This is a genomic window from Flavobacterium sp. (assembly GCF_043780635.1).
Classification (GTDB): Bacteria; Bacteroidota; Bacteroidia; order Flavobacteriales; family Flavobacteriaceae; genus Flavobacterium.
Genome location: NZ_JAYWCK010000147.1, coordinates 20,325 through 44,387 on the forward strand (window position 1 = coordinate 20,325; position 24,063 = coordinate 44,387).

Genomic DNA, 24,063 nt, shown 5'->3' on the forward strand with positions numbered 1-24,063 from the left:
TCAATCAAATGAAATCCAGAATTTATAGTGTGCTTGCGATAGGTTTTTTATTGGTTTCTTGCACAAAGGATAAGTCAATCGAAGTTACCACAACAGAATATCATGCTGCGATTGATAATGTAACGCAAATTATGATTCATGATATTTTTTCACCTCCTGTTGCAAGTCGAATTTATGTCTATCCGAATATTGCTGCTTATGAAATCATGGCTCAGAATAGCAAAGAATATGTAAGTCTTCAAGGCCAATTAAAAGGACTTGATTCTATTCCAGTTTTAGACCCAAAAAGCAATGTAAACAAGCCTTTGGCAGCTATAATTGCACATATGGAAGTCAGCAAACAATTGGTTTTCTCAGAGGAATTAGTCGAAAAATTCAGAGATAGTTTATATAAAAAATGGGGCGATGAAAACTCAAATGAATTTGAAGTTTCTAAAGAATATGGACTAAAAGTTGCCGAACGCATCAAAAAATGGATGGGTGCCGATAATTACAAGCAAACGAGAACCTTTTCAAAATTTTCTGTTTTTTCTGGTAACAAAGGAAGGTGGCAACCTACGCCTCCAGCCTATATGGATGCAATCGAGCCACATTGGGGAGAAATTAGAACATTGGTTTTAGATTCGGCTTCACAGTTCAAACCAATTCCTGCCTTGCCTTTTTCATTGGAAAAAAATTCGCCATTTTTCAAGGAGGTTCAAGAGGTTTATGATATCAGTTTGATGGTCGCAAAAAAAGGTGATACTTGCGAAGAAATCCAGATAGCACAATTTTGGGACTGTAATCCATATGTCACAGTTAGTCAAGGGCATATGATGTTTGCAAAAAAGAAAATTACACCTGGCGCACATTGGATGGGAATTGTAAAAATTGCTTGTAAACAAACCAAATCAGACTTTGCAAAAACAGTTTATGCCTATACAAAAACTTCTATTGGAATTTTCGATGGCTTTATAAGTTGCTGGGACGAAAAGTATAGAAGTAATGTAGTACGTCCTGAAACATTAATCAATCAAAACATCGACGAAAATTGGAAACCATTATTACAAACACCACCTTTCCCTGAATACACAAGTGGACATTCGGTAGTTTCTACTTGTTCAGCAACAGTTTTAACATCAATTTTTGGAGAAAATTTTACGTATATAGATGATACTGAAATCCCTTTTGGACTTCCAAAAAGATCTTTTAAGTCGTTTAAGGATGCTTCAAAAGAGGCCGCAATGAGTCGTTTTTATGGAGGAATACATTATAAAGCTGGAATTGTAAATGGAATAGATCAAGGGAAAAATATTGGTGCTTTTATTGTTTCAAAATTAAAAATGACCAAATAATGTCAGCAAAAAAATTATGGATTGGTTTTGGAGTATTGTTTACTTTTGGAATCATTTGGTATTTAGGATTCAAAGAAAGTGATTACACTATAACTTTTAAAGTTAAGGGGGCAACTGGTACTATTTTTCAAGGAATTGAAGAATGGACTGATGGTGAGCAAAAAAATAATCATGGTAATTATGTTGTTTTAGAGAAAAGCAATTACAATCATATTATTCATAACTTTCAATTCAAGAATGAGTTGATGACTTATAAATGGGAAATGAATTCTATCAATGATTCAATAACTCAAGTTGCAGTAAGTATAAAAGACGCAAATCATTCCATTTATAATAGACTTACTGCGCCTTTTGTCAATACAGCTTTTAAACTATCGCAAATCAATAAAATTAAAAGTTTTAAAGATGGCTTAGAAAATCACATTAAAAATTTTAAAGTAAAAATTGATGGTGAAGGAACATCAAAAGAGGATTTTGTGGCATACATAACTTTAAAAAGCGTAATGCAAGAAAAGGCCCAAAAAATGATTAGAGATGATGGTGTGATTACAGGGTATTTAGGACAAAACGCTATACCTATTATTGGAAAACCATATGTTGAAATCTTAAAATGGAACCAAAAAACAGAACAGCTAGAATTTAATTATTGTTTTCCTATTGCAAAAAATACCAAATATGTTGAAGACCCGATGGTAAAGTTTAAAACTATACCTGCATTAAAGGGAATTCAGGCAACGTATTATGGTAATTTTAGAACTTCAGATAGAGCTTGGTTTGCAATTTTGGATTATGCTAAAAGAAATAAAATAGAACTAAATACTAAACCATTGGAACATTTTTTGGCCAACCCATTTAATGGTGGAGAAGAGCTTCAATGGGAAACTAAAATCATTATTCCCTACAAATAAATCCTTGAAATAAAAAATCACAATTTATTTAACAATACGAAAACGTTTTCGGCATTCCCGAAGGCGTTTTTGTCTTGAATATGTAATGTTTTAGCAATTTAACATTACATTTAGATTCTAATCACTTAAATAAATATAATGGGTTTTAAAGTAAAATTAAGCTTTTGGCAGATTATCAATATGAATGTCGGTTTTTTTGGTATTCAATATAGTTTTGGTTTACAACAAAGTGCTGTTAACCCCATTTATGATTTTTTACACGCAAGTCCAGATCAAATTCCGATATTAAATCTTGCAGGACCATTAACTGGCTTATTGATTCAACCCATTATTGGTGCAATGAGTGATAAAACTTGGCATCCAAGATGGGGAAGACGAAAACCTTATTTTTTTATTGGAGCTATAGTTTGTAGTATCGCTTTATTTCTATTTCCATTTAGTAGTTCATTATGGATGGCTGCCGGTTTGCTTTGGATTCTAGATGTTGGTAACAACACCGCCATGGAGCCCTATCGAGCTTTTATTGCAGATACGCTGAATGAAGAACAACAACCAATAGGTTTTCAGGCTCAAAGCTTTTTTACAGGTTTTGGACAGTTTTTGGCATACATTTCTCTTTTTCTTTTTCCAATTGTTTTTGTAGGTTATACTGGGTCGTTACCAACTTGGATTTATGCTTCCTTCTTTTTAGGAGCAATACTTTCTGTAACTTCCATTTGGTGGAGTATGAGCAAAACAAAAGAAATTCCTCCAACAGCAGAAGAATTAGCCATTTTAAAAGCAGAACCTTTAAATGTTTTTTCGCCTTTCATTGATATTTACAAAGCCGTTTTAGATATGCCAACAGTGATGTGGCAACTGTCTCTGGTGTATTTGTTTCAGTGGTATGCGATGATGTGCTATTGGCAAAACAATTCAAAAAGTATTGCCTTGTCTGTGTGGAATGTAACTCCAAAGGATGTGATGGGTTACGAAAAAGCGGTTGAATGGAATGGATTAATTGGCGCTTTTGGATTTATAGTGACATTCTCTATTGCTTTTTATTTGGCCAAATTAGCTAAAAAACATGGTGCGAAAATGATTCATTTTGCGTGTCTTCTATTAGGTGCTATTTCCTTTTTATGGTTTCCAATAGTTCAAAATCAATACGTGTTTTTTGCGGTGATTATTGGCTACGGTATTGCCTGGGCAAGTATGATGGGTATTCCATATTTGATGGTTGTAGCAGTTGTTCCAAAAGAGCGTTATGGGGTTTATATGGGAATTATAAATATGATGATTGTTATTCCAATGATTATCCAAAACCTCTCCTTTGGTTATATTTTAAAGAACTTCTTAGATAACGATCCTCGTCAAGCAATTCGTTTTGCGGGTGTATTATTAGTCCTAGCAGCTATTTGTACTTTATTAATTAAAATAAAAAACAGAAAATTAAGCGAATAATTCAACAAATAATATGACAGAAAATATAGATATCCTTTGCGTTGGAGAAGTATTAGTAGATTTTATTGGGCACCAAGAAAGTGTTCTTATCGACGAAACCAGAGATTATCACAGATATTTAGGAGGTTCTCCTACTAATGTCGCCATGAATTCTACGAGATTAGGTTTGAATACTACATTAGTTGCTACTGTAGGCAATGATGGTTTCGGTAGTTATATCTTAGATAGATTGTCAAGTGTTGGGGTAAATACGAATCATGTTAATGTCATAGATAGTAAATCAACAAGCGTCATTTTCGTTTCAAGGTCCGATGGGACACCAGATTTTATACCCTATCGCGAAGCAGATTGCTGCATTTATGAAGAACAAATTTCTGAGCAAATTTTATCTAATACCAAAATATACCATACCACTTGCTTTGCATTAAGTAAAAACCCTGCCCAAAAAACAATTCTGAAAAAAGCGCAAGAAGCTTATAACTTAGGATGTCAATTAAGTATAGATGTTAATTACGCCAAAAAACTTTGGAGTAGTCAAGAAGAAGCTTTTCAGGTAATTAAAACCTATTGCAGTTTTAATCCATTGATTAAAATTAGTGAAGACGATATGCTTCGCCTTTTTGAAAAGGAAATGCCACATGAAGAAATTTTTAATTTTTTCCATAACGAGGGTGTAGATATTGTATGCTTAACTTTAGGAAGCAAAGGTGTCAAATTATCTCAAAAAGGAAAAGAAATCATACAATTGCCAGCAATTAAAATTGATAAGGTTATGGATTCCACTGGAGCTGGAGATGCTTTTTGGTCTGGTTTTTTATTTGCATATATCAAAGAAAAACCAATTGATGAATGTTTGAGTATTGCCTTGAAATTAGCGGCTTTAAAACTGCAAAACGTAGGAAGATTACCGGATAATATCAATATTCTATCTCAACTTTTATAAAATAATATGCAACAAAATAATGAAATCAATAATGGTGTAATGCTTAATGCTTACCCGGATAGCATTGGAACCAAATTTAGCGATACAGTTGCAATGCTTAAAATGTCTGAATTTAAAGATGTTTTTTCTTTTATGTATGTGTTGCCTACTTTTTTTAATAGCGATTTAGACAGGGGTTTTTCAATTATTGATTATAATATTAATAAAGATTTAGTTGACACAAATGATTTGAATGATTTAAATACACTTGATATCAAATTAAAATTTGATATTGTGTTAAACCATTTATCGGTTGGATCACCACAATTTAAAGATTTACTGCAAAAAGGTGACAAATCTATTTTTAAAGATTTTTTTATTAATTGGAATGAGTTCTGGGAAGGTTACGGAGTAAAAAACGAAGATGACATCGTCATTCCAGAACCACAGTTTCTCAATAAACTGTTTATGAGAAAATCGGGATTGCCAATATTAAAAGTGCGATTCCCTGATGGATCTGAGCAACCTTATTGGAATACATTTTACCAACAAATAACATACAATCCAATTATTGAAGCTGATTTAAAAAGCATTCAAGGATTGACAGATTCATTAAAACCTCAAATTGTACAAAAAATTAATTCTGCTATCGAACAATCTATAGATTTCAGCACGATTAATTTTGAAGAGTCTAATAATTTAAAAACAGAAATAGTACAAATTGTAGAGAATAAACGTTCCTATTTGGGACAAATGGATGTAAATGCCTCCTCTTCCTTGGTATGGGAATTTTACGAAGAAACACTACAGAAATTAAGTAGTTATGGTTGCAATATTTTGCGCTTGGATGCTTTTGCCTATTTGCATAAACAAGTAGGTGAATCAAATTTCTTTAATAAACCGGGAACTTGGGAATATTTAGAGCAAATTAAAAACATAGCTCAAAAAAATAATTTGATGCTTTTGCCAGAAATTCATGCAGAATATGGACTTCATTTACATGATGAAGTAGCAAACAAGGGCTACACTATTTATGATTTTTTCTTACCAGCACTGACAATTCACACTATTGAGAGCAAATCGAGTAAAGCCTTATTGAGTTGGGCAAATGAGATTATTGCCAAAGGATATAAAACGGTAAACATGTTGGGTTGCCACGATGGAATACCCGTTTTAGATTTGAAAGGTAAGGAAATAGATGGTGTTTATAATAAAGGATTGTTAGAGGATGCCGAGATTGAAAAAATCATGACCACAATTATGGAACGTGGCGGTCGTGTAAAAAATCTTTATGACCCATCAGGGAACAAAATTTCGTATTACCAGATAAATGCTACATTTTTTAGTGCATTGGGTGAAGATGAACAAAAAATGCTTTTGGCAAGAGCAATACAAATGTTTATGCCTGGGATTCCACAAGTTTGGTATCTCGATATTTTTGCTGGAAAAAACAATTATCAAGCAGCTGATAATGGAGGTAGTGCTGGTCATAAAGAAATAAATCGTACCACATTGTCGATGCAAGACGTAGCTCAAGGTTTGAAAACAGCCATTGTAAAAAAACAACTCAAAATCATTCGTTTAAGAAACACATCAAAAGCATTTTTAGGTCAAATAGAAATAAATGATGCTATTGAAGATAAAATTGATATCAAATGGATAAACGATAAATCTGTTGTCCATTTGAAGGCCGATCTTGATACCTATAATTTTACAATTGAGCAATTTGAGAATGGAATATCAACTATTTTTAGCTATTGATTTAGTGATCTAACTTAGTTTTAAAAAACCGTAATTATCCTGTATTTAGTATTGTTATTTTTTCTATTTTTAGAATTTATGTATTCATTACTATAATGAATCATATTTTTAATTTTTTTGTAAAATTACCTTACAACCAAGTTAAAAATCCTATATAAAACATCAAGCTTTTTTTGGTGGGAAAATATTCTAAAATTCCTACATATTGAAATGAATATTATTTAACTAGAAAACAAAATCAATGAAAAAAAACTCCATCAAAATAGCAATGTATCTCAACTATTTTGTTTTCGCAATTTTGCTAAACAGTGTAGGTATAGTGATTCTGAAATCTCAAAAAAATTACGGTGTCAATGAAATACAAGCAAGCATATTAGAAGCTTTCAAAGATTTACCTATTGCCATTGTCTCCTTTTTAATAGCATCTTTTTTACCCCGAATAGGTTATAAGAAAGCGATGCTTATCGGTTTAGGATTGGTAACTTTTGCTTGTATAAGTATGTATTTTGGAAATTCTTTTGACACTGCAAAATTACTTTTTGCAACCGTAGGTATTTCATTTGCATTAATTAAAGTGTCCGTTTATTCTTTAATAGGAACCATTACAGAAAATCAAAAAGAACATAATAGTTTAATGAGTAGCATCGAAGGGGTGTTTATGATTGGAATTGCCTTGGCTTATTTCCTTTTTCCAGCATTTAATTCTGAGACTAATCCTGATGCTTGGCTGAATGTATATTTGTTCTTGGCTTTTGTTTCTTTGTTATCATTTGGCTTTCTATTTTTTGCAAAATTCGAAAGTCAAACTCAAATTCCAGGTGTTGATTTAGCTGATGATTTCAGACAAATGTTTAAATTATTTGCAAAACTTTTAACTATAGTTTTTGTGATTAGTGCCTTCTTGTTTGTAATGATTGAACAAGGAATTATGACTTGGTTGCCTACATTTAACGACAAAGTACTTCACCTTCCAGAAAATATCAGCATAATGATGGCAAGTATTTTAGCCGTCTCTTTAGCAGTAGGAAGGCTACTAGCTGGGCAAATAACAAAGAAAATTAATTGGATTTGGGTGTTGGTTTTTTGCATTATCTGCGCAATGTTAATCGTATTATTTGTACTCCCAAAAACAGTAGGACTCAAAGTAACTAATATTAATTCATTGACTGATATCCCATTAATAGGGTTTGCATTTCCGCTTGTTGGATTATTTATTGCACCTATTTATCCATTGTTAAATTCGGTTATTTTAAGTGCATTACCCAAAAAATTACATAGTTCTATGACGGGATTAATTGTGGTTTTTTCAGCTCTTGGCGGAACAATTGGTTCTCGAATAATCGGTTGGTTATTTATGAATCAAGGCCCAGAAAACGCATTCTATTTTACTTTAATTCCTATGTCATTATTATTAGTATCATTCTTTATATTAAAAAAATTAACTTCTAAAAATGAAAATTAATCTTAATATTAACCAAACAATTCAACAACTTTTAGAGCAAGAAGATACTGATGGCGATAAAAGAATAACCGTTGATGACAAGGGGCCAAAACATTTTACATTAAAAAATACGACCGAAGAAATTGTTGTTGAAGGAACTTATCATCTCTCCAATTTGTTGCAAGAATTAGTTTTAGCCAAGGAAAATAATCAAGATTTTATTGAAACTGATTCCGTTTTTGAACTTCCGGCAAATCGAATTTCGAAAATGATTTGCAATTATTTTTGGGATGGTTTAACGAGAACTTTGGACGAAAAAGGATTAGAGAAATTATTAATTGATACAAAATCTAAAACCGAAAAGCCTATAATTTATATACCTTTTTCAGATGATTTTGGATTGCAATATTATCAAAAAATTGCGTCAAATTTCAATTTAAAAGTGGTACAATTACCCAAAATAATTTCTCCGGAATATGTTAGCAGAATTAATGATGAAGGAGGAATTTTGGCTTTGGCTTTAAAAAAGGAAGGTCAAAATGTTAGAGGATATCCATTTGTAGTTCCTGGCGCTAGATTCAACGAAATGTACGGTTGGGACAGTTATTTTGAAAATATAGGATTGCTAATTGATGGAAAATTAGAATTAGCGCAAAGCATGGTCGAAAATTTCGCCTATCAAATAACGCATTATGGTAAAATTCTAAACGCAAACAGATCCTATTATCTTACCAGAACACAACCACCATTTTACTCCAGTATGATTCGAGAAGTTTTTGAAAAAATGCAAATCAAAGACTATAAATGGTTAAGAGAAAAACTCCAAATTTGTATTAAAGAATACGAAAGCGTTTGGATGGAAAGCGGAAAAAGGCTTACAGAAAACGGATTAAATCGTTATTTTGCACAAGGAATTGGATTGCCACCAGAAACAGAATCAGGACATTATGATGATATTTTGAAATCATTTGCCGACGAAGCAAATTTGTCAATTCCTGAATACGAAAAGCTTTATTACCAAAGAAAAATAGATAACAAAACACTCGATGCCTATTTTGTTCACGATAGAAGCGTTCGCGAAAGCGGTCACGATACGACTTATCGATTAGAAGCAATTTGTGCTGATTTGAATGTGGTAGAACTCAATGCAATGTTGTATAAATATGAAACCGATTTTGCTGAATTAATCGTCTCACATTTTGATGATAAATTCGAATATAATACTACAACTTACAATCAAAAATACTGGACTGAAAAAGCAGTTAGCCGAAAAATATTGATGAATCAATACCTTTGGAATGAGCAAGAAAGTTGTTTTTTTGATTATAATTTGAAAACCCAAAAACAAAATATTTTTCTATCTGCAACCAGTTTTTTTCCTCTTTGGGCAAATTGCGCCACACAAGAACAAGCGGATAAAATGATTGAAAAGTGTTTGCCAAAATTAATTTATTTAGGAGGAATTGCTGGTTGTTCAGAAGAGGCGCTTTCAAATATTTCAGATGACCAAATGCAGCGGCAATGGGATTTTCCTAATGGATGGCCACCACATCAAATGGTTATTTGGCAAGGCTTATTCAATTATGGATATGAAGAAAAAGCGCAAGAATTAATATATAGATGGCTTTGGATGATAAGTAAAAATGCTGCTGATTATAACGGAACAGTTCCGGAAAAATACGATGTAGTAAGTGCATCACACAAGGTTTTTGCCGAATATGGAAACCAAGGAACCGATTTCGAATATATCAGCCGAGAAGGTTTTGGCTGGATGAATGCCTCATTTCAATTGGGATTATCACTTTTAAATAAAGATTTAAAAACTAAATTAAATCAACTAATTAATCCAAATGAATTGTTTGATTAATTAATTTGTCTCGCTATTTACGGTTAAATACAAATTATAAATTCCATTTCTAGCAATTTGAAATGGGATTTTCTGTCAAAGAAATGAAGCCTCAAATAAATAATGTAGCTTTTCCTAATGTACCCACGTTTGAAACCTAGGGTTTTCAACTGCTCTATAATTTTAATTTCATACTATTGCCCACGATTTTAACCGTGGGTCTATATAAAATAGCATTCGTCTTATTAGATACATTTATTTTAAGTCAACCGATTTAGTTGTTGTTCTTTGTAACTTTCCGGCTTTTTGGCAAAAATTAAGCACGGGTTAGTGGTACTCAATGTTACTATGTCTTAAGTAATTATTAGTTTGATAAAACATTAAATCATAACTAATTTCAATTGTATAATAAATTGAATCTCTTATTTATAATTTCAACAAGAATTCCTTGGTAAGGTTTGAAATTTGAACCTTAAATGTTCCTTTTTCTGAAATCCATTTCAAGTCGTTATTTACAAATTGAAGATCCTTTTGATTTAAAACAAAAGTTATCGTTTTAGATTCATTGGGTTCTAGATTAATTTTTTCGAATCTTTTTAATACTTTAACTTCGGGGGTAATACTTGCATAATTATCAGACAAATACAACAATACCGCTTCTTTTCCGCTTCGGTTTCCTGTATTCTTCACATCAACTGTGATTGTCAAAGTATCAGTATTACTGATTTCTGATTTATCAAATTTCAAATTAGAATAACTAAAAGTGGTATACGATAATCCAGTACCAAATTCGAATTGTGGTGAATAACTTTTCTCGTATTTTGCATCGTCATTCTGTTCGTCGTCAGACAAACTTTCTGTATATTTCCTATTGTATTTCTCTAGAGAATTTGGATATCTTGGATAGTTGTAAGGCAATTTTCCACTGGGATTTACATCACCATAAAGTATATCAACTAAGGCTCTTCCTCCCTCATTCCCTGGCAAATAACATTGAATTACAGCGTTCATTTTATCTTCAAAATTGTTAATTAATCTGGGCCTTCCTTCATTTAAAACTAAAACAATAGGTTTGTTGAGTTTGGCTAAAGCCAAAGCCAATTTTATTTGAGAAGCACTTAAATACAAATCACTAATGTCTCCAGGAGTCTCAGTATAATTTTTTTCTCCAAGACACAATATAATTTTAGAAGCCTCATTGGCCATATCTACAGCTTTTTGAAGTTCCTCATCATTTTCTGTGGATAAATCAGCCCCTTTTGTATAAAGTACATTCTCTTTTCCAACTTTATTTTGTAAAGCTTCAAGAATTGTAAATTTATCAGCCGCATATTTATCTGAATTTTCTCCTTGCCAATTATAAGACCAACCACCATTCAAATATTTCATGCTATTGGCAGTTGGACCTGTCACCAAGATTTTATCTGACTTATTTAAAGGCAGAACAGCATTAATATTTTTCAATAACGTAATGGATTCAGCAGCAGCATTATAAGCAACGTCGATAAATTCTTTGGAACCAAATTTTGGATAATCCTTCAAATTGGCAACAGTGTTCTGAAACAAATTTAGTTCAAATTTCATCTTTAGAATTCTGAAAACGGCGTCGTCAATTCTTGACATTGGTACTTCTCCTGCAGCAACCAAATCCAGTAAAATATCATAAAAACTATAATCTTTGGGAACCATGCTCATATCGATTCCTGCGTTAACTGAAATTCTAACAGCATCTCTGTTCGTTTCCGCGACTTTATGACGTGTATGCAAATAAACAATGTCTTGCCAATCTGTTACCACAACGCCTTTAAAACCTAATTCATTTTTCAAAACATCCGTAATTAAATATTTGCTAGCGTGAACAGGAGTTCCATTGATTTCGCCTGAACTAATCATTACGCTTTTGGCCCCTGCCTGAATTGCAGCTTGATAAATAGTCAAATCATACTGACGTAAAATGCGCTCGGGAATAATACTTGGCGTCCTGTCTTTACCACTTGTTGTACTTCCGTAACCAATAAAATGCTTCATACAGGAGGCTACATTGTATTTTGAACCTATATCAGTTCCTTGAAATCCTTCAACAAAAGAAATCCCCATTTGGGAAGCCAAATAAGCATCCTCACCAAAAGATTCCCACATTCTAGACCAAGATGGATTTCTAGGCAAATCTAAATCAGGAGAAAAAACCCAAGGAATAGAGGAAGCTCTGGTTTCATAAGCCGAAATTTCGGCTCCCTTTTTGGCTATTGCTGTATTAAAAGTTGCTGCAATTCCTATTTGCTGTGGAAACAGCGTTGCACCTGCCGTATAACTTGAACCGTGTATGGCATCAATTCCATACAAAATCGGGATTTTTAGCCTTGTTTTATTTGACTCATTACTAATTATAGTTTGTACTTCATTCCACTGTTTAATAGTTTGTGCTCCAGGATTTGGAACATTCAATATAGATCCAATATGATAGTTCTGGATAGCTTCATTTAATTTTACCATATCAAATACTCCTGGCTTTCCTTTTTTCTCAAAAATGGTGACCGTAATTTGTGTCATTTGTCCAATTTTTTCTTCGGTAGTCATTTTAGAAAGTAATTCAGATACTTTTGTGTTCAAATCCGTATTAGAATTTAGCGTGTTTTGACCCCAAGAAATCGTGGAATAAACTAAAAGAACAAATGTTGATAAAATTATTTTTTTCATTATAAATTGTTAAATATTTAAGGCGCAAATTATAGTTATTTATTCAGATAAAAAAATGTGATAATCAAAAAAATGTTTCTAAAATAAGATATTTTAGATTGATTACAATCTTAATTTTCAGAAACCTGTTAAATTGTATAACCTCTCTTATTTTGAATTGTATGTATTTGATTTACAACATAAACATTGCCCAACTAAATCCGGATGGCTTATTTGATTAAAATTTATACCCGAATTTTTCAAATTATAAATCCAATTTTACAGCAATTTGAAATGGGATTTTTTTATATTTGAAACTCTAATTCAACGAAAAAATGGAAGACAAAACAAGATGTGGTTGGTGCTTATCCAGTGATTTGTACAAACAATACCATGACGAAGAATGGGGTGTTCCTGTTTACGATGACCAAAAATTATTCGAATTCCTTATTCTCGAAACTTTTCAGGCAGGATTGAGTTGGATTACCATTCTAAAAAAGAGAGAAAACTTTCAACTTGCTTTTAATGATTTTGACTATAAAAAAGTCGCACAATATCCCGAAGAAAAGATTCAGGAATTACTACAAGATACTGGAATTATTCGCAACCAATTAAAGATTCGCGCTGCAGTTTCCAATGCGATTGCTTTTATAAAAGTGCAGGAAGAATTTGGCAGTTTCAGTAAATACATTTGGCAATTTACCGATGGAAAACCAATAAAAAATAATCGTAAATCATTAAAAGAAGTTCCCGCTACTACTCCACTTTCGGATGAAATTAGCAAAGATTTAAAAAAACGTGGGTTCAAATTCGTAGGCTCAACAGTTATTTATGCTCATATGCAAGCCACGGGTATGGTTGACGATCACGTGGAAGATTGTTTTAAAAGAAATGGTCAGGTTGCAGATTTCAGATGACAGATTGCAGCAGGATGGATTACTAGCAATATTTACTCTATTAACGACTGAAAGCTATTCTAAAATCCTCATAAATTCCTCTCTTTCAATTTCGCGACAGCCTAAACTTTCGAGATGTTCATTATAAACCTGGCAATCTAATAAATTATAATTTGCTGCTTTTAATTGGTTTACCAAAGCAATAAACGCCACTTTTGAAGCATTTGAAACTTTAGAAAACATACTTTCGCCACAGAAAATATGTCCCAAATCGATGCCGTATAAACCACCAACCAATTCGTTGTTTTGCCAAACTTCGACTGATTTTGCAATTCCTAATTCATTGAGTTTACAATAGGCTTCAATCATATCATTGGTAATCCAAGTTCCGTTTTGATCCTCACGTTTTATCTTTTGGCAATTCGAAATCACTTCTCTAAAATTTTGGTTGAAAGTGACTTTGAAAATATTTCTATTAAGGATGTTTCTCATACTTTTTGAAACTACTAATTCATCTAGAAACAAAACCATTCTGGGATTGGGCGACCACCAAAAAATAGGTTCTCCTTCTTCAAACCAAGGAAATATTCCGCTTTTGTAAGCTAACAATAATCGTTCTGTGGACAAATCGCCGCCAATGGCAAGAATTCCATCGGAATTGGCTTCGGAAACTGGAGGAAAAAATAATTCTTTGGATAAAAAATACATAGTTTCAAACAAAAGTATAAATTTGGCAAAGCGAATTTACGCTTTATAAATCAATCTTAAAGTTTTTCAAAAAACTATGAAAACCAAACTCATCACTTTTACATTTTCATTATTGGTTTTCCTAGGAAATGCGCAAACCAAAGATTCTATTGCTCCGCTAAAAAATCAAGACAAACTTTCATATAAACAATTTATTGCTCCAGCTGCTCTTATAACCGCTGGAACATTGCTTTTGAACACGACTCTTAATGAAGATTTACAATCAAACGCCAACAATTTTTTTGGTGAAGATTTTCATACATCTGCCGACAATTATCTTCAATTTGTTCCTGTAGCGCAAATCTATTTAGGTAAGACTTTTGGGTTTAAACCAAAGAACGATTTCCAACATCAAACCATTAATATTGTGATTGCCAATGTTATTATGGGAACTGTAGTTTATTCTTTAAAACATACTGTTAAAGAAGAAAGACCTGATAATTCAGATAATTTAAGTTTTCCTTCCGGTCATACTGCAACTGCTTTTACAAACGCTGCACTTCTTTATTATGAGTACAAAGATTCGAATTTATGGTATGCCAGCAGCGGATTTTTGTTTGCAACTGCAACAGGAATTCTCCGAATTGCAAATAATAAACATTACACTTCTGATGTTCTTGCCGGCGCAGGAATAGGGTTGGCATCAGGATTAGTTGTTTCTTATTGGAATCCTTTTAAGTCAGTAACTTTTGGAAAAAAGAAAAAAACTACGGCTTATGTTTTTCCGCAAATTGGAAGCCAAATCGGAATGGGGGCGCTTATTCAACTGAATTAATAACATTTTTGTATAAAATTTACGAAAATGAATTTGTCATTTCGACGAAGGAGAAATCACATAACGAGAGCAACTAATGTGATTTCTCCTTCGTCGAAATGACAAAACAATAAGGGTTTTTCCCAGTAAATTCAAATCTATTTGGTGTGATTTCACTAAAGTCCAAAAAAAATCCTTTAAAATTTGAAAGGATTTTTTTGATTATTTTTAGAACGGTAAATCGTCCGGTTCCTCTTCATTTAAGCTTGTTGCTGGCGGAAACGCAGCTGCAGCAGGCATTGGTGGGGCTTGAGGTGAAGCAGTTTCAGCTTGCGCTTTACCAATTCTCCAACCTTGAATTGTATTGAAATAAACAGTTTCTCCTTGTGGATTAGTCCATTCACGTCCTCTCAAATTAATATCAATTTTTACGGCATCTCCTACTTGGAAACTATTCAACAAATCACATTTGTCCTGAACAAACTGAACCAAAATATGCTGTGGATATTGCTCATCTGTTGTAACAACAACATCTCTTTTTTTGAAACCTGCAGATCCAACCTCTTTGGTTTGATCAATCATTTTGATTTTTCCTGTAACTTCCATCTTACTTTATTTAATTTTATTGTTGTTATTCTGTTTAAATTCCTTTGGCGAGAAGCAGTTTCCATGCCGAAATCGCATCATTGTTATTCAAGTATTCTTTCGCTTTCAAATGTATTTTTTGGGCATCATCAGAACTTAAAACTCCTTTTACGGCAAAATTTTGCTTTACAAATATATCAATTTCTTCATTAGTAGGCAAACAATTAATGTTGCCTAATTTTCCCAAATCATTCCCATCAAAAACAACACTTTGCATGACAAAATCAGGAAAAGCATCTACTCCTATTCCCAAAGTCGCCAAAGGTTTTTCGACTGAAAACAATCCTGTTTTTGCTCTTGAATACCAATCACCACTTAAACGGGAAACCAAATCTATTTTGAAAGGATCGATTGCTCCGCTCTCGTCCAAGACAGCTTCATTGATATGGATTTTCACCACTTCGCAAATGATTAAATTTCCAGCTCCGCCTTCTTTTCCCAAAGGGATAATTTCGTTGACTTTGCATTCAAATTGAACTGGGCTTTCGGCAACGCGATAGGGTTTCACAATATCCGAAGGGATTGGCGTCAAACCTGATTTTAGAAATTCATTGACACCATCAGGATAATCGGCGCTTGACAATGACATTTGTTGCACGATATCATAATTGACCAAATTGATAACTACCTCGCGAGTCCCTTCGCAATTGACTAAAGTGTGTTTCGCTGTATTATCACTTCCTTTCCTCACTGGTGAAAAAACAAGTATTGGCGGATTAAAACCAAAGAGATTAAAAAAACTGAAAGGTGATAAATTTGGTTTTCCACTTTTGCTCAAAGTGCTTGCAAATGCTATTGGTCGTGGAGCAACAGCTCCTTGTAAATACCCTTGCAATTGTGACATCGAAAGGTCTTTTGGTTCAATGCTAATCATAAAATTTTCATTTAAAACAAAAGTAGTGATTAGGAATAAGAATGTTGAATTTTAGCAAAATATTCGTCTGAAAAACAACTGCCCTAGCCCTGATGGAAGTGGTATCTCCCGATTTATAAAAACAAGGCTTTTTTTAAGCCGTAATTTTTATTTATCGGGGATAAAACGTCCCGATAGTTATCGGGAAGCAGAAAAATCTTCTGAAATTCAAAAAACACAATCTTACATAGATTATTTCGTTATATTTATGCCACAAAAATTAGTTGTATGCAGTTTTCCAAAAGTAGAAACACAACCCGCTGGGTTATCATTTGTGCCTCTTTTTTAATCATTTCATTAATTCTTTGGAACACCTATACTTTTTTTCAAATTTTTAAAAATGAAGAAAGATTAAAAATGAACCTTTGGGCAAATGCTCATAAGACGCTCATAAATGCTGGTGAAACCACTGATGTAGAACTTCCACTTCAAATTTTCAGCAACAATACTTCAATTCCAATTATTCTTACCGAAAATGACTCCATCATAAATACGAGGAATATTGATGACGCGATTGTTAAAGACAAACAACGAATAAGAGCTGTTTTGTCTGGCCTAAAAAGCGAAAATGACCCTATTGTGATAGAATATGTCCCAGGAAAATTTCAAAAAATATACTATGGGAACTCGGAGTTATTGAAAAAACTTAAATATTATCCCGTCGCTTTATTACTCATAATAGTATTGTTTACAGGACTGGTTTATAATTTTTATCGCAGTACGAAAATGGCGACTCAAAACAAACTTTGGGCAGGAATGGCAAAGGAAACAGCGCATCAAATAGGAACTCCTCTTTCGTCATTAATAGGTTGGGTTGAACTCCTGAAAGCCGAAAATGTTGATGAATCTACGACGTTTGAAATCGAGAAAGACATCGAACGCTTGAAAACCATTACGGATCGTTTTTCGAAAATAGGTTCAGAACCAAAACTAGAAAACAAAGATATTGTGGAAGAAACACTTCAATCCTATGATTATTTACAATCCCGATTTTCAAAACAAGTTGAGTTTTCTTTTAAAGCTCCAAGTAAACCAATTATTGTATTTATGAACCCAACGTTACACGGCTGGACGATAGAAAACCTGGTGAAAAATGCCATTGATGCAATGAAAGGAAGGGGAAAATTAGCAGTTTCAATTGAAGAGGACGGCGAATTCGTTAAAATAAAAGTTTCGGATACGGGAAATGGAATTCCAAAAAAACAGTTTAAAAATGTGTTTGAACCTGGATTTACAACTAAGAAACGAGGTTGGGGTTTAGGTCTTTCTCTAACAAAAAGAATTGTCGAAGAATATCATAAAGGAACTATAAAAGTGCTGAATTCCGAAATAGGAAAAGGAACTACGATGCAAGTGAGTTTTAAAAAAATAAGTTAATTTAACGGGGCTCCAAACCAAGTTACTTTGGTAAACATCGATTTTCTTCCCGTTTTTGACTTGCTTAAATATTCTTTTACAAACGTTTCATATTCGTCGGCCTGAGCTAAGGCTTCGTAAATATTTTTTTTCAATGATGCTATACTAGAAGCATTCTCACTTCCTACAGAACCAACAAAATTAATATCGTTCTGGCATTTGACCAAATTCTCTTTTGGGGTTTGAATCATTTTGCTGATTTCAGAATCGGGTAAAGTGGGTTTGAATTTTTTGTTTCTGTAATAAATAAAATCGTTCAATAAAGTTATGGCTTGATTATAATCGCTAGTTATTGAATTTAATTTTTCAATATTTAAATTATGGGTCAAAATTGCAAATTCGTTCTTTTTGTAATTATATTGTTCTAAAATTAAATTATTTAAAATGCCGTTTTTCTGTATTCTTTCTGCTGTCTCAAATGCCTTATCTCCGTCTGATAGTTGTTCATATTTATCAATTTCTGTTTGATAATTAAAATACTTTTTTGATTTATTGACTTGAATTTTACCATCATAAAACTCTTGATTAGTAATAGGATAATTTAGAAATTGCCACAAATAATCAAATGGAATGTGTGATGAAATTATTTTTTCAGGTTCAGTTTTAAAATAATAATCATTTCTTTTCTTAATAAACTTCCCATTATAAACTGAACCAGAACCCCAAGTTGGGTCAAATAAATACCATTTTTTGTCAATTTTTGCCGCACACCAAGCGTGAGACAAGGCGGCTACTTTTCCGTTTTGCTTCGTATAACCTTCAACAACAACGGACTTTACACCAACTAAAGCGGCAACTTCATTAAAAATTGCAGCATAGTCACCACAAATTCCTCTTTTTGTTTTTAATGTTTTTGCGATTCTACCTTGTGGATTTTCATTTAAAGTGACCGCATACATATTCTTTATATCGTAACTAATGTTTGAAGCTGTCCAATAAAAAATTGCACGGATTTTATCGTTTTCTGTTTTAAAATTTGAGTTAATATACTGTGCAATTGCATCTGTAGAAGTGCTTGACTTTTGTGGAATTTCCGCCATTTTTTTGTCGATCAAAGCATATCCAACATTGGCTTGACCAAAACTTAAAATGGAGAAAAGGAAAGAAAGTAGTATATAAATATTTTTCATGTTTTAGGATAACTCATAAATTAAAAGGGAATAGATTTTCACCCATTCCCTTTCTAAACGAAAACCATACCAATTTGTTTTATTTATAAAACATTATAAATTAGCTTTAATACTTTCTGCCAAAGTTTCAAATTCTTCTTTGGTCAAACTTACTTTGTGCTTGAATGTCATTTCTCCCATTTCGTTCAAAGGAATCAAATGTACATGGGCGTGAGGAACTTCAAGTCCTATGACTGCCATTCCTATTCTTTTACAAGGAACTGTTTTTTCGAGCGCAATGGCAATTTTTTTGGAAAACTGCATCAGCCCAAGATACAAGTCATCTTCGATGTCGAAAATTTTGTCAATTTCTTGTTTTGGCACACACAAAGTATGCCCTTTTGCATTTGGATTTACATCCAAAAAAGCCAAAAAATTATCATCCTCAGCTATTTTGTAGCAAGGAATTTCTCCTTTTATGATTTTTGTGAAAATACTTGACATTGTTTAAAAGGTTATTTGTTTACTTGTTTAATCACGAGAAATTTCGAGAATTTCGAATTTCAAAACTCCGTTTGGAACGGTGATTTCTGCTATTTCGCCTACTTTTTTCCCTAGTAAACCTCTACCAATAGGAGAAGTTACAGATATTTTTCCTGTTTTTAAATCAGCTTCACTTTCGGCTACAAGCGTATATTTCATTTCCATTCCATTAGCTTGATTCTTGATTTTTACATTCGATAAAACCAAAACTTTAGAAACATCAAGTTGTGTTTCGTCAATTAATCTTGCGTTTGAATGCACGTCTTCCAGCTTGGCAATTCTCATTTCCAACATTCCTTGTGCTTCTTTGGCAGCATCGTATTCGGCATTCTCAGACAAATCGCCTTTATCTCTTGCTTCTGCTATATCTTGGGACGCTTTTGGACGCATCACACTTTTTAAATAGTCTAATTCTTCTCTTAATTTCTTTAATCCTTCGGCGGTGTAATAAGATACTTTGGTCATAGCTTCATCGTTTATATAAAATAGAAAAAATCCCATCAGGACGGGATTTCTTTCCACAAAGATACTTTAATTTTATTTAATCTATAAATATACGTTAAACATATCTATTTCAAAGTTAAATAAATTAAATTTGTTTCGCTAATTCTTTTAATATATTTTGAATAATGAAAAAATATTTCCTTTTGCTGATAGCCTTTCCAATGCTATTTGGTTGTAGCACCAATTCTCTTAATAACAACAATCCCAATTTACCAAATTACCCTGTTAATGTAAATATTAATTTGAGTCTTCCTGAATATTCCAATCTTAAATTCGTGAGTAATGCTGTTTATATTCCCAATCAAGGAGTGCGTGGAATAATTGTTTTTAATAATTCAGGCACTACATATAATGCCTTTGACGCTGCTTGTCCTAATCAGGCTTTGAGTTCCTGTTCTACAATGACAATAAAAGGGATAAATGCTCTTTGTGCTTGTGATAATGCGGAATATAGTTTGTTTTCAGGTCAATGTACCGGGAAACAATATCCTTTAAAGCAATACCGAGTTGAAGTCAACGGAAATTTGGTACACGTGTATAATTAAAAAAATCATGACAGAATAACCATCAGGATTTTTTTAATTCAACAAAGCAATCTAAAATTTCAAACTTAATCCAACCAAGAAATTGATTCCAGCTTGCGGATAATAACCAGCGCCTTCTATCGTTGTTATAGCTGGTGGATTGCTGTAATCATCGTCATAAGTATAAAAATAACCATTACTCACGTACTTCAAGTCAAAGATGTTATTGACCAAAGCAGAAACCAAAATAGACTTGAAAACACTTTTTGGTCTAAACTCATAGGACACATTCAAATCATTAACGAAATAGCTGTCTAATTTTGAACCATCGGAATCGATGTTTGCCATATACTGTTCTCCAACAAATTTGGAATACAATGAAATTTGAAAATCTTTAGTCGGCATAAAAGACAAACGATTTCCAGCAACAACATTTGGCGAATACGCAATATTGGTATTCCCTAAATTTTGCAAAACACCGTCTTTTGTAAAATAGAAATCTTTGTTTTTGTTTTGACTTAAAGTGACATTAGGTTGCAACAACCATTTTTCCGAAAGTTGAAAAGTAGCATCCAATTCAATTCCTACTCTATAACTATCGCCGCTATTGGTTCTTATTGGCGAACCCACATCATTCAATTCTCCAGTTAAAACCAATTGATCTTGGTATTTCATAAAATACCCATTGGCATTCAACTTAATTTTATCGGAAAGATAGCGCCATCCCATTTCAAAATCATTTAGTTTTTCTGGTTTAGGACTTCCACTTTCATAATCCGTTCGGTTGGGTTCTCTATTTGCTCTCGCATACGAAAAATACAAACTATTGATATCATTTAGTTTATAAGTGACACCAGCTTTTGGATTAAAGAAATTAAAGGTGTCATTTACCAAACCTGTTTCTGCTGAATTGGCTTTATAAGTAACGTTTCGCAATTGTAAATCACCGAAAAGACTCCATTCATCGGATAGTTTATAATTGGCTTTGGCAAAAATATTACCATCGGTTTTTGTTGAAAAATCATCATAATAATGGTCTCCCAATTCGCTTTGCGAAGCAAAACGTGCCCATATTACTTTTCCAAAATGATCTCCTTCATATTTATTCCAGCCTCCACCAAAAATCAAATCCAGGTTTTCTTCTTTGTAATTTGCCGAGAAAGTGGTTCCATAAAAATCATTGTCCAACCATTTTTGACGAACCAAATCAGTAGTATTTACAGTTGGTGCAGCAACAATTGGTGCTAAACCATAGTCTGCAAAATTTTGATCTTCTTGATATTCTTCGTAATATCCTTTCCCTTTAGTATAATGAAATGCTAGGTTCGTACTCCAATTATCGGTAATTCTTTCATTCCAATGCAATTGATAATGATCTTGCTGGTAATTGTCGGTTTGATTGTCATAAAAACGAGTATTTCCAGATTCGTCTGTATACATTCCAGCAGGATTGAAGGTTCTATCGGTTTCCATTGTTGCTGCATCAACACCATACCAAGCTTGATAGGTTTTTTCTTTTCCTCCAAATGCCAAAGCTTTGATTAAGGTTGTTTTGCCCACATAAGTCCCTTGAAGAAAATACGATTTCAAATCAGATTTCGCCCTGTCAATATATCCATCAGATTTTAATGCTGATAAACGACCTGCAATTTCAAAATGGTTGTTAATCAAGCCTGTGCTGAATTTCACTGTATTTTTAAACGTATTAAAACTTCCAAAGGAACTCGAAATTTCACCTGAAGGGTTGTCGGAATAAGAATCCGTCAGCATATTTAAACTAGCGCCAAAAGCTCCAGCTCCATTAGTAGAAGTTCCCACGCCACGCTGCAATTGTAAACTTTCGACCGAAGAGGCAAAATCAGGCATATTGACCCAATATGTTCCGTGGCTTTCCGAATCATTGTATGGAATTCCGTTGATGGTGACATTTACTCGGGTGGCATCGCTTCCGCGAACGCGAATTCCGGTGTAACCTACACCATTTCCCGCATCGGAAGTGGTGACAACTGATGGTAAATAGTTCATCAAAATGGGAATATCCTGTCCCAAATTTCGGAGCTTGATTTCTTTTTTGTCCAAATTACTGAAACTAACCGGCATTTTTGTAGTTGCACGAACTGCCGAAACCAAAACCTCATCGAGTTGGTTGACTTTGGTTGTGTCTTGCTGTTTTTCTTGTGAAAAAGAGAGAAAAGAGAAAAGAGAAAAGAGAAAAGAAATTGAAATAGTAAGTCTCTTCGGCTCTTTGATTTTGAAACTAATAATTGTGTTCATCCGTAAAAAGTATTACCAATAAAAGGGGGAATTATTCTTTTGTTAAATTAAAAATTGATTTTTTCTGAATTTTCGGATGACGTGCACTTCATCTTTAATTCTATTTTCCCTTAACAGCATTACCTGTTCAGGTTCTATGGGTATAATCTCAGCTCGTTATTTAGAGCACCCCTTTGAGACGGGCAAATATAGTTTTTTTTGTTTAAAGTCTAAAGATTTTTGAAAATTAAAATTCCGGCTTTCTTCTGGACTTCTTTATCTCGGATATATTCTTTTTGTCTTTGATTCGTTTTCGAATTACAGATTTAGGGACTTTTGTGGCTTTCCTAATTTTTGGAATATGAAGCCCGGCAGTGATTAGGTCTAGAAAACGTTTAGTTACAATTTCCTTATTTTTGAGTTGGCTTCTATCTTCGTCGCAATTCAAAATTAAAACAAAATCCGATGTTAGTCTTGAGGAAAATTTAGTCTCCAACAATGCCTTTTCCTCTTCTGACAAAGCTTGGGAATTTTTTAAATCAAAAGTCAAAACAACTTTCGAGGAAACTTTGTTCACGTTTTGACCACCAGGACCACTGCTGCGAACGGCTTTATACTGTAATTCGGATATGATTTTATTGGGTTCCAAAATTATTGTGGTTGGTGTGCTGCCTTTAATAAATCGTTTACTGTTTTCACAGGATTGAAGGTAATTAACGGCACTTCGACAAAAACTGTTATCCATTTTGCCATAGCTCCATTCCACAAACCAGGCAACTCATAGCTTTTTAATGGTTTTCCGTTTTGAGCTTTTTCGACAATAAAACCGCTGTTGTGATCCACAAAATCAGTAAAATCAAATCTTTCATTTTTATAATTTCGAATTCCGCAAACCAAATCTACAGGATTGAAATGTGTCGCATTTGCCATAATTTTAATTTGATTGGAATTAGCCAAATCCACTTGTGAAGTTTCGACAATTTGCAATGAAAGACTTCCCCTTGAATCACGAACCCAAAATGGTCCGCCACCAGGTTCTCCTTCGTTTTTCACCATTCCACAAACACGAATCGGTCTGTTTAGAATGTTTTTTATATAGCTGATTTTATTGTCTAAAGTGTATTTCTGAAAATTATCAAGTATTTCTATATTCAAATTGTTTTTGGCGAAAGCAATAATTTCATCCAATTTATCATCCTTCGCTTTTTCAATTTCATTCAAATAGTTAAAAATTTGTTGTTGCAATTCAACCAAAATTCCAGCCAATGCTTTTTTATACAAAGCGATACTATCGATATGATCTTGAATAACATTGTCAATGTTTTTTATAAAAATAAGATCGGTTTCAAGATTATTCAAATTCTCAATTAAAGCACCATGACCTCCTGGTCTAAAAACTAATTTTCCGTTTTCATCCCTGAATGGATT

Annotated in this window: 21 protein-coding genes and 1 riboswitch; of the genes, 11 read left to right on the forward strand and 10 right to left on the reverse strand. The window is 33.1% G+C overall.

The window, feature by feature from the left end; genetic code table 11:
* Positions 1–8: 8 nt before the first annotated feature.
* From ACH2BV_RS13415 to ACH2BV_RS13445, 7 genes are all read left to right on the forward strand, one after another.
* The gene (locus ACH2BV_RS13415) at positions 9–1,334 is read left to right on the forward strand and encodes a vanadium-dependent haloperoxidase (protein WP_395051252.1); all 1,326 of its coding nucleotides are present in this window, start codon (positions 9–11) and stop codon (positions 1,332–1,334) included.
* Entirely contained in the window at positions 1,334–2,242 is a 909-nt protein-coding gene (locus tag ACH2BV_RS13420; protein WP_395051253.1) for a hypothetical protein, read from the forward strand. The genes ACH2BV_RS13415 and ACH2BV_RS13420 overlap by 1 nt, the downstream gene beginning before the upstream one ends.
* Positions 2,243–2,380: 138 nt before the next feature.
* Positions 2,381–3,685 carry an MFS transporter gene (locus ACH2BV_RS13425; RefSeq protein ID WP_395051254.1) on the forward strand — a complete coding sequence of 435 codons (1,305 nt, stop codon included), beginning with the start codon at positions 2,381–2,383 and terminating at the stop codon, positions 3,683–3,685.
* Positions 3,686–3,698: 13 nt separating this feature from the next.
* A complete protein-coding gene (locus ACH2BV_RS13430) occupies positions 3,699–4,628 on the forward strand; it encodes a carbohydrate kinase family protein (protein ID WP_395051255.1) in 930 nt (309 codons plus the stop codon).
* A 6-nt stretch (positions 4,629–4,634) separates the two neighbouring features.
* Entirely contained in the window at positions 4,635–6,368 is a 1,734-nt protein-coding gene (locus tag ACH2BV_RS13435; protein ID WP_395051256.1) for a glycosidase, read from the forward strand.
* Positions 6,369–6,609: 241 nt separating this feature from the next.
* Positions 6,610–7,830 carry an MFS transporter gene (locus ACH2BV_RS13440; RefSeq protein WP_395051257.1) on the forward strand — a complete coding sequence of 407 codons (1,221 nt, stop codon included), beginning with the start codon at positions 6,610–6,612 and terminating at the stop codon, positions 7,828–7,830.
* The gene (locus tag ACH2BV_RS13445) at positions 7,820–9,676 is read left to right on the forward strand and encodes a trehalase family glycosidase (RefSeq protein WP_395051258.1); all 1,857 of its coding nucleotides are present in this window, start codon (positions 7,820–7,822) and stop codon (positions 9,674–9,676) included. The genes ACH2BV_RS13440 and ACH2BV_RS13445 overlap by 11 nt, the downstream gene beginning before the upstream one ends.
* Positions 9,677–10,081: 405 nt before the next feature.
* On the opposite strand, the gene ACH2BV_RS13450 is transcribed toward ACH2BV_RS13445, so the two are convergent.
* On the reverse strand, positions 10,082–12,352 hold the full coding sequence (locus ACH2BV_RS13450) for a glycoside hydrolase family 3 N-terminal domain-containing protein (protein WP_395051259.1): 2,271 nt from the start codon (positions 12,350–12,352) through the stop codon (positions 10,082–10,084).
* 314 nt (positions 12,353–12,666) lie between these two features.
* Here ACH2BV_RS13450 and ACH2BV_RS13455 point away from each other — a divergent pair, with 314 nt between their 5' ends.
* A complete protein-coding gene (locus ACH2BV_RS13455; RefSeq protein ID WP_395051261.1) occupies positions 12,667–13,248 on the forward strand; it encodes a DNA-3-methyladenine glycosylase I in 582 nt (193 codons plus the stop codon).
* A gap of 54 nt (positions 13,249–13,302) precedes the next feature.
* Here ACH2BV_RS13455 and aat read toward each other — a convergent pair whose 3' ends face one another.
* On the reverse strand, positions 13,303–13,935 hold the full coding sequence (gene aat, locus ACH2BV_RS13460) for a leucyl/phenylalanyl-tRNA--protein transferase (RefSeq protein WP_395051262.1): 633 nt from the start codon (positions 13,933–13,935) through the stop codon (positions 13,303–13,305).
* A gap of 76 nt (positions 13,936–14,011) precedes the next feature.
* On the opposite strand from aat, the gene ACH2BV_RS13465 reads away from it, so the two are divergent.
* Positions 14,012–14,749: a phosphatase PAP2 family protein gene (locus tag ACH2BV_RS13465; protein ID WP_395051263.1), complete on the forward strand. Its 738-nt coding sequence runs from the start codon at positions 14,012–14,014 to the stop codon at positions 14,747–14,749.
* A gap of 207 nt (positions 14,750–14,956) precedes the next feature.
* On the opposite strand, the gene ACH2BV_RS13470 is transcribed toward ACH2BV_RS13465, so the two are convergent.
* Positions 14,957–15,334: a DUF3127 domain-containing protein gene (locus ACH2BV_RS13470; protein ID WP_395051264.1), complete on the reverse strand. Its 378-nt coding sequence runs from the start codon at positions 15,332–15,334 to the stop codon at positions 14,957–14,959.
* Between the two features lie 34 nt (positions 15,335–15,368).
* Positions 15,369–16,247: a flavin reductase family protein gene (locus ACH2BV_RS13475; RefSeq protein WP_395051265.1), complete on the reverse strand. Its 879-nt coding sequence runs from the start codon at positions 16,245–16,247 to the stop codon at positions 15,369–15,371.
* A gap of 267 nt (positions 16,248–16,514) precedes the next feature.
* Between ACH2BV_RS13475 and ACH2BV_RS13480 the strand changes: the two genes are divergently transcribed.
* The gene (locus ACH2BV_RS13480; protein WP_395051266.1) at positions 16,515–17,663 is read left to right on the forward strand and encodes a sensor histidine kinase; all 1,149 of its coding nucleotides are present in this window, start codon (positions 16,515–16,517) and stop codon (positions 17,661–17,663) included.
* Here ACH2BV_RS13480 and ACH2BV_RS13485 read toward each other — a convergent pair.
* The 3 genes from ACH2BV_RS13485 to greA form a co-directional block, all read right to left on the reverse strand.
* A complete protein-coding gene (locus ACH2BV_RS13485; RefSeq protein WP_395051267.1) occupies positions 17,660–18,832 on the reverse strand; it encodes a transglutaminase domain-containing protein in 1,173 nt (390 codons plus the stop codon). The genes ACH2BV_RS13480 and ACH2BV_RS13485 overlap by 4 nt on opposite strands.
* 93 nt (positions 18,833–18,925) lie before the next feature.
* On the reverse strand, positions 18,926–19,315 hold the full coding sequence (locus ACH2BV_RS13490) for an HIT family protein (protein ID WP_395051268.1): 390 nt from the start codon (positions 19,313–19,315) through the stop codon (positions 18,926–18,928).
* A gap of 27 nt (positions 19,316–19,342) precedes the next feature.
* The gene (gene greA / locus ACH2BV_RS13495; protein WP_395051269.1) at positions 19,343–19,819 is read right to left on the reverse strand and encodes a transcription elongation factor GreA; all 477 of its coding nucleotides are present in this window, start codon (positions 19,817–19,819) and stop codon (positions 19,343–19,345) included.
* A 164-nt stretch (positions 19,820–19,983) separates the two neighbouring features.
* On the opposite strand from greA, the gene ACH2BV_RS13500 reads away from it, so the two are divergent.
* Positions 19,984–20,403, forward strand: a complete 420-nt coding sequence (locus tag ACH2BV_RS13500) for a Rieske (2Fe-2S) protein (RefSeq protein ID WP_395051271.1) — start codon at positions 19,984–19,986, stop codon at positions 20,401–20,403.
* A gap of 51 nt (positions 20,404–20,454) precedes the next feature.
* Here ACH2BV_RS13500 and ACH2BV_RS13505 read toward each other — a convergent pair whose 3' ends face one another.
* The 3 genes from ACH2BV_RS13505 to ACH2BV_RS13515 all read right to left on the reverse strand — a co-directional run.
* The gene (locus tag ACH2BV_RS13505; protein WP_395051273.1) at positions 20,455–22,656 is read right to left on the reverse strand and encodes a TonB-dependent receptor; all 2,202 of its coding nucleotides are present in this window, start codon (positions 22,654–22,656) and stop codon (positions 20,455–20,457) included.
* Positions 22,657–22,744: 88 nt separating this feature from the next.
* Positions 22,745–22,839: riboswitch (TPP riboswitch) on the reverse strand.
* A 43-nt stretch (positions 22,840–22,882) separates the two neighbouring features.
* On the reverse strand, positions 22,883–23,284 hold the full coding sequence (gene arfB / locus ACH2BV_RS13510; protein ID WP_395051275.1) for an alternative ribosome rescue aminoacyl-tRNA hydrolase ArfB: 402 nt from the start codon (positions 23,282–23,284) through the stop codon (positions 22,883–22,885).
* A 2-nt stretch (positions 23,285–23,286) separates the two neighbouring features.
* On the reverse strand, positions 23,287–24,063 hold a 777-nt coding region (locus tag ACH2BV_RS13515), incomplete at its 5' end, for a DUF4301 family protein (protein ID WP_395051277.1).

What these genes read in the sequence shown, in the direction of transcription:
- ACH2BV_RS13415 (WP_395051252.1), top strand. Translation starts at nt 9, where the DNA reads ATGAAATCCAGAATTTATAGTGTGCTTGCGATAGGTTTTTTATTGGTT.
- ACH2BV_RS13420 (WP_395051253.1), top strand. Translation starts at nt 1,334, where the DNA reads ATGTCAGCAAAAAAATTATGGATTGGTTTTGGAGTATTGTTTACTTTT.
- ACH2BV_RS13425 (WP_395051254.1), top strand. Translation starts at nt 2,381, where the DNA reads ATGGGTTTTAAAGTAAAATTAAGCTTTTGGCAGATTATCAATATGAAT.
- ACH2BV_RS13430 (WP_395051255.1), top strand. Translation starts at nt 3,699, where the DNA reads ATGACAGAAAATATAGATATCCTTTGCGTTGGAGAAGTATTAGTAGAT.
- ACH2BV_RS13435 (WP_395051256.1), top strand. Translation starts at nt 4,635, where the DNA reads ATGCAACAAAATAATGAAATCAATAATGGTGTAATGCTTAATGCTTAC.
- ACH2BV_RS13440 (WP_395051257.1), top strand. Translation starts at nt 6,610, where the DNA reads ATGAAAAAAAACTCCATCAAAATAGCAATGTATCTCAACTATTTTGTT.
- ACH2BV_RS13445 (WP_395051258.1), top strand. Translation starts at nt 7,820, where the DNA reads ATGAAAATTAATCTTAATATTAACCAAACAATTCAACAACTTTTAGAG.
- ACH2BV_RS13450 (WP_395051259.1), bottom strand. Translation starts at nt 12,352, where the DNA reads ATGAAAAAAATAATTTTATCAACATTTGTTCTTTTAGTTTATTCCACG.
- ACH2BV_RS13455 (WP_395051261.1), top strand. Translation starts at nt 12,667, where the DNA reads ATGGAAGACAAAACAAGATGTGGTTGGTGCTTATCCAGTGATTTGTAC.
- aat (WP_395051262.1), bottom strand. Translation starts at nt 13,935, where the DNA reads ATGTATTTTTTATCCAAAGAATTATTTTTTCCTCCAGTTTCCGAAGCC.
- ACH2BV_RS13465 (WP_395051263.1), top strand. Translation starts at nt 14,012, where the DNA reads ATGAAAACCAAACTCATCACTTTTACATTTTCATTATTGGTTTTCCTA.
- ACH2BV_RS13470 (WP_395051264.1), bottom strand. Translation starts at nt 15,334, where the DNA reads ATGGAAGTTACAGGAAAAATCAAAATGATTGATCAAACCAAAGAGGTT.
- ACH2BV_RS13475 (WP_395051265.1), bottom strand. Translation starts at nt 16,247, where the DNA reads ATGATTAGCATTGAACCAAAAGACCTTTCGATGTCACAATTGCAAGGG.
- ACH2BV_RS13480 (WP_395051266.1), top strand. Translation starts at nt 16,515, where the DNA reads ATGCAGTTTTCCAAAAGTAGAAACACAACCCGCTGGGTTATCATTTGT.
- ACH2BV_RS13485 (WP_395051267.1), bottom strand. Translation starts at nt 18,832, where the DNA reads ATGAAAAATATTTATATACTACTTTCTTTCCTTTTCTCCATTTTAAGT.
- ACH2BV_RS13490 (WP_395051268.1), bottom strand. Translation starts at nt 19,315, where the DNA reads ATGTCAAGTATTTTCACAAAAATCATAAAAGGAGAAATTCCTTGCTAC.
- greA (WP_395051269.1), bottom strand. Translation starts at nt 19,819, where the DNA reads ATGACCAAAGTATCTTATTACACCGCCGAAGGATTAAAGAAATTAAGA.
- ACH2BV_RS13500 (WP_395051271.1), top strand. Translation starts at nt 19,984, where the DNA reads ATGAAAAAATATTTCCTTTTGCTGATAGCCTTTCCAATGCTATTTGGT.
- ACH2BV_RS13505 (WP_395051273.1), bottom strand. Translation starts at nt 22,656, where the DNA reads ATGAACACAATTATTAGTTTCAAAATCAAAGAGCCGAAGAGACTTACT.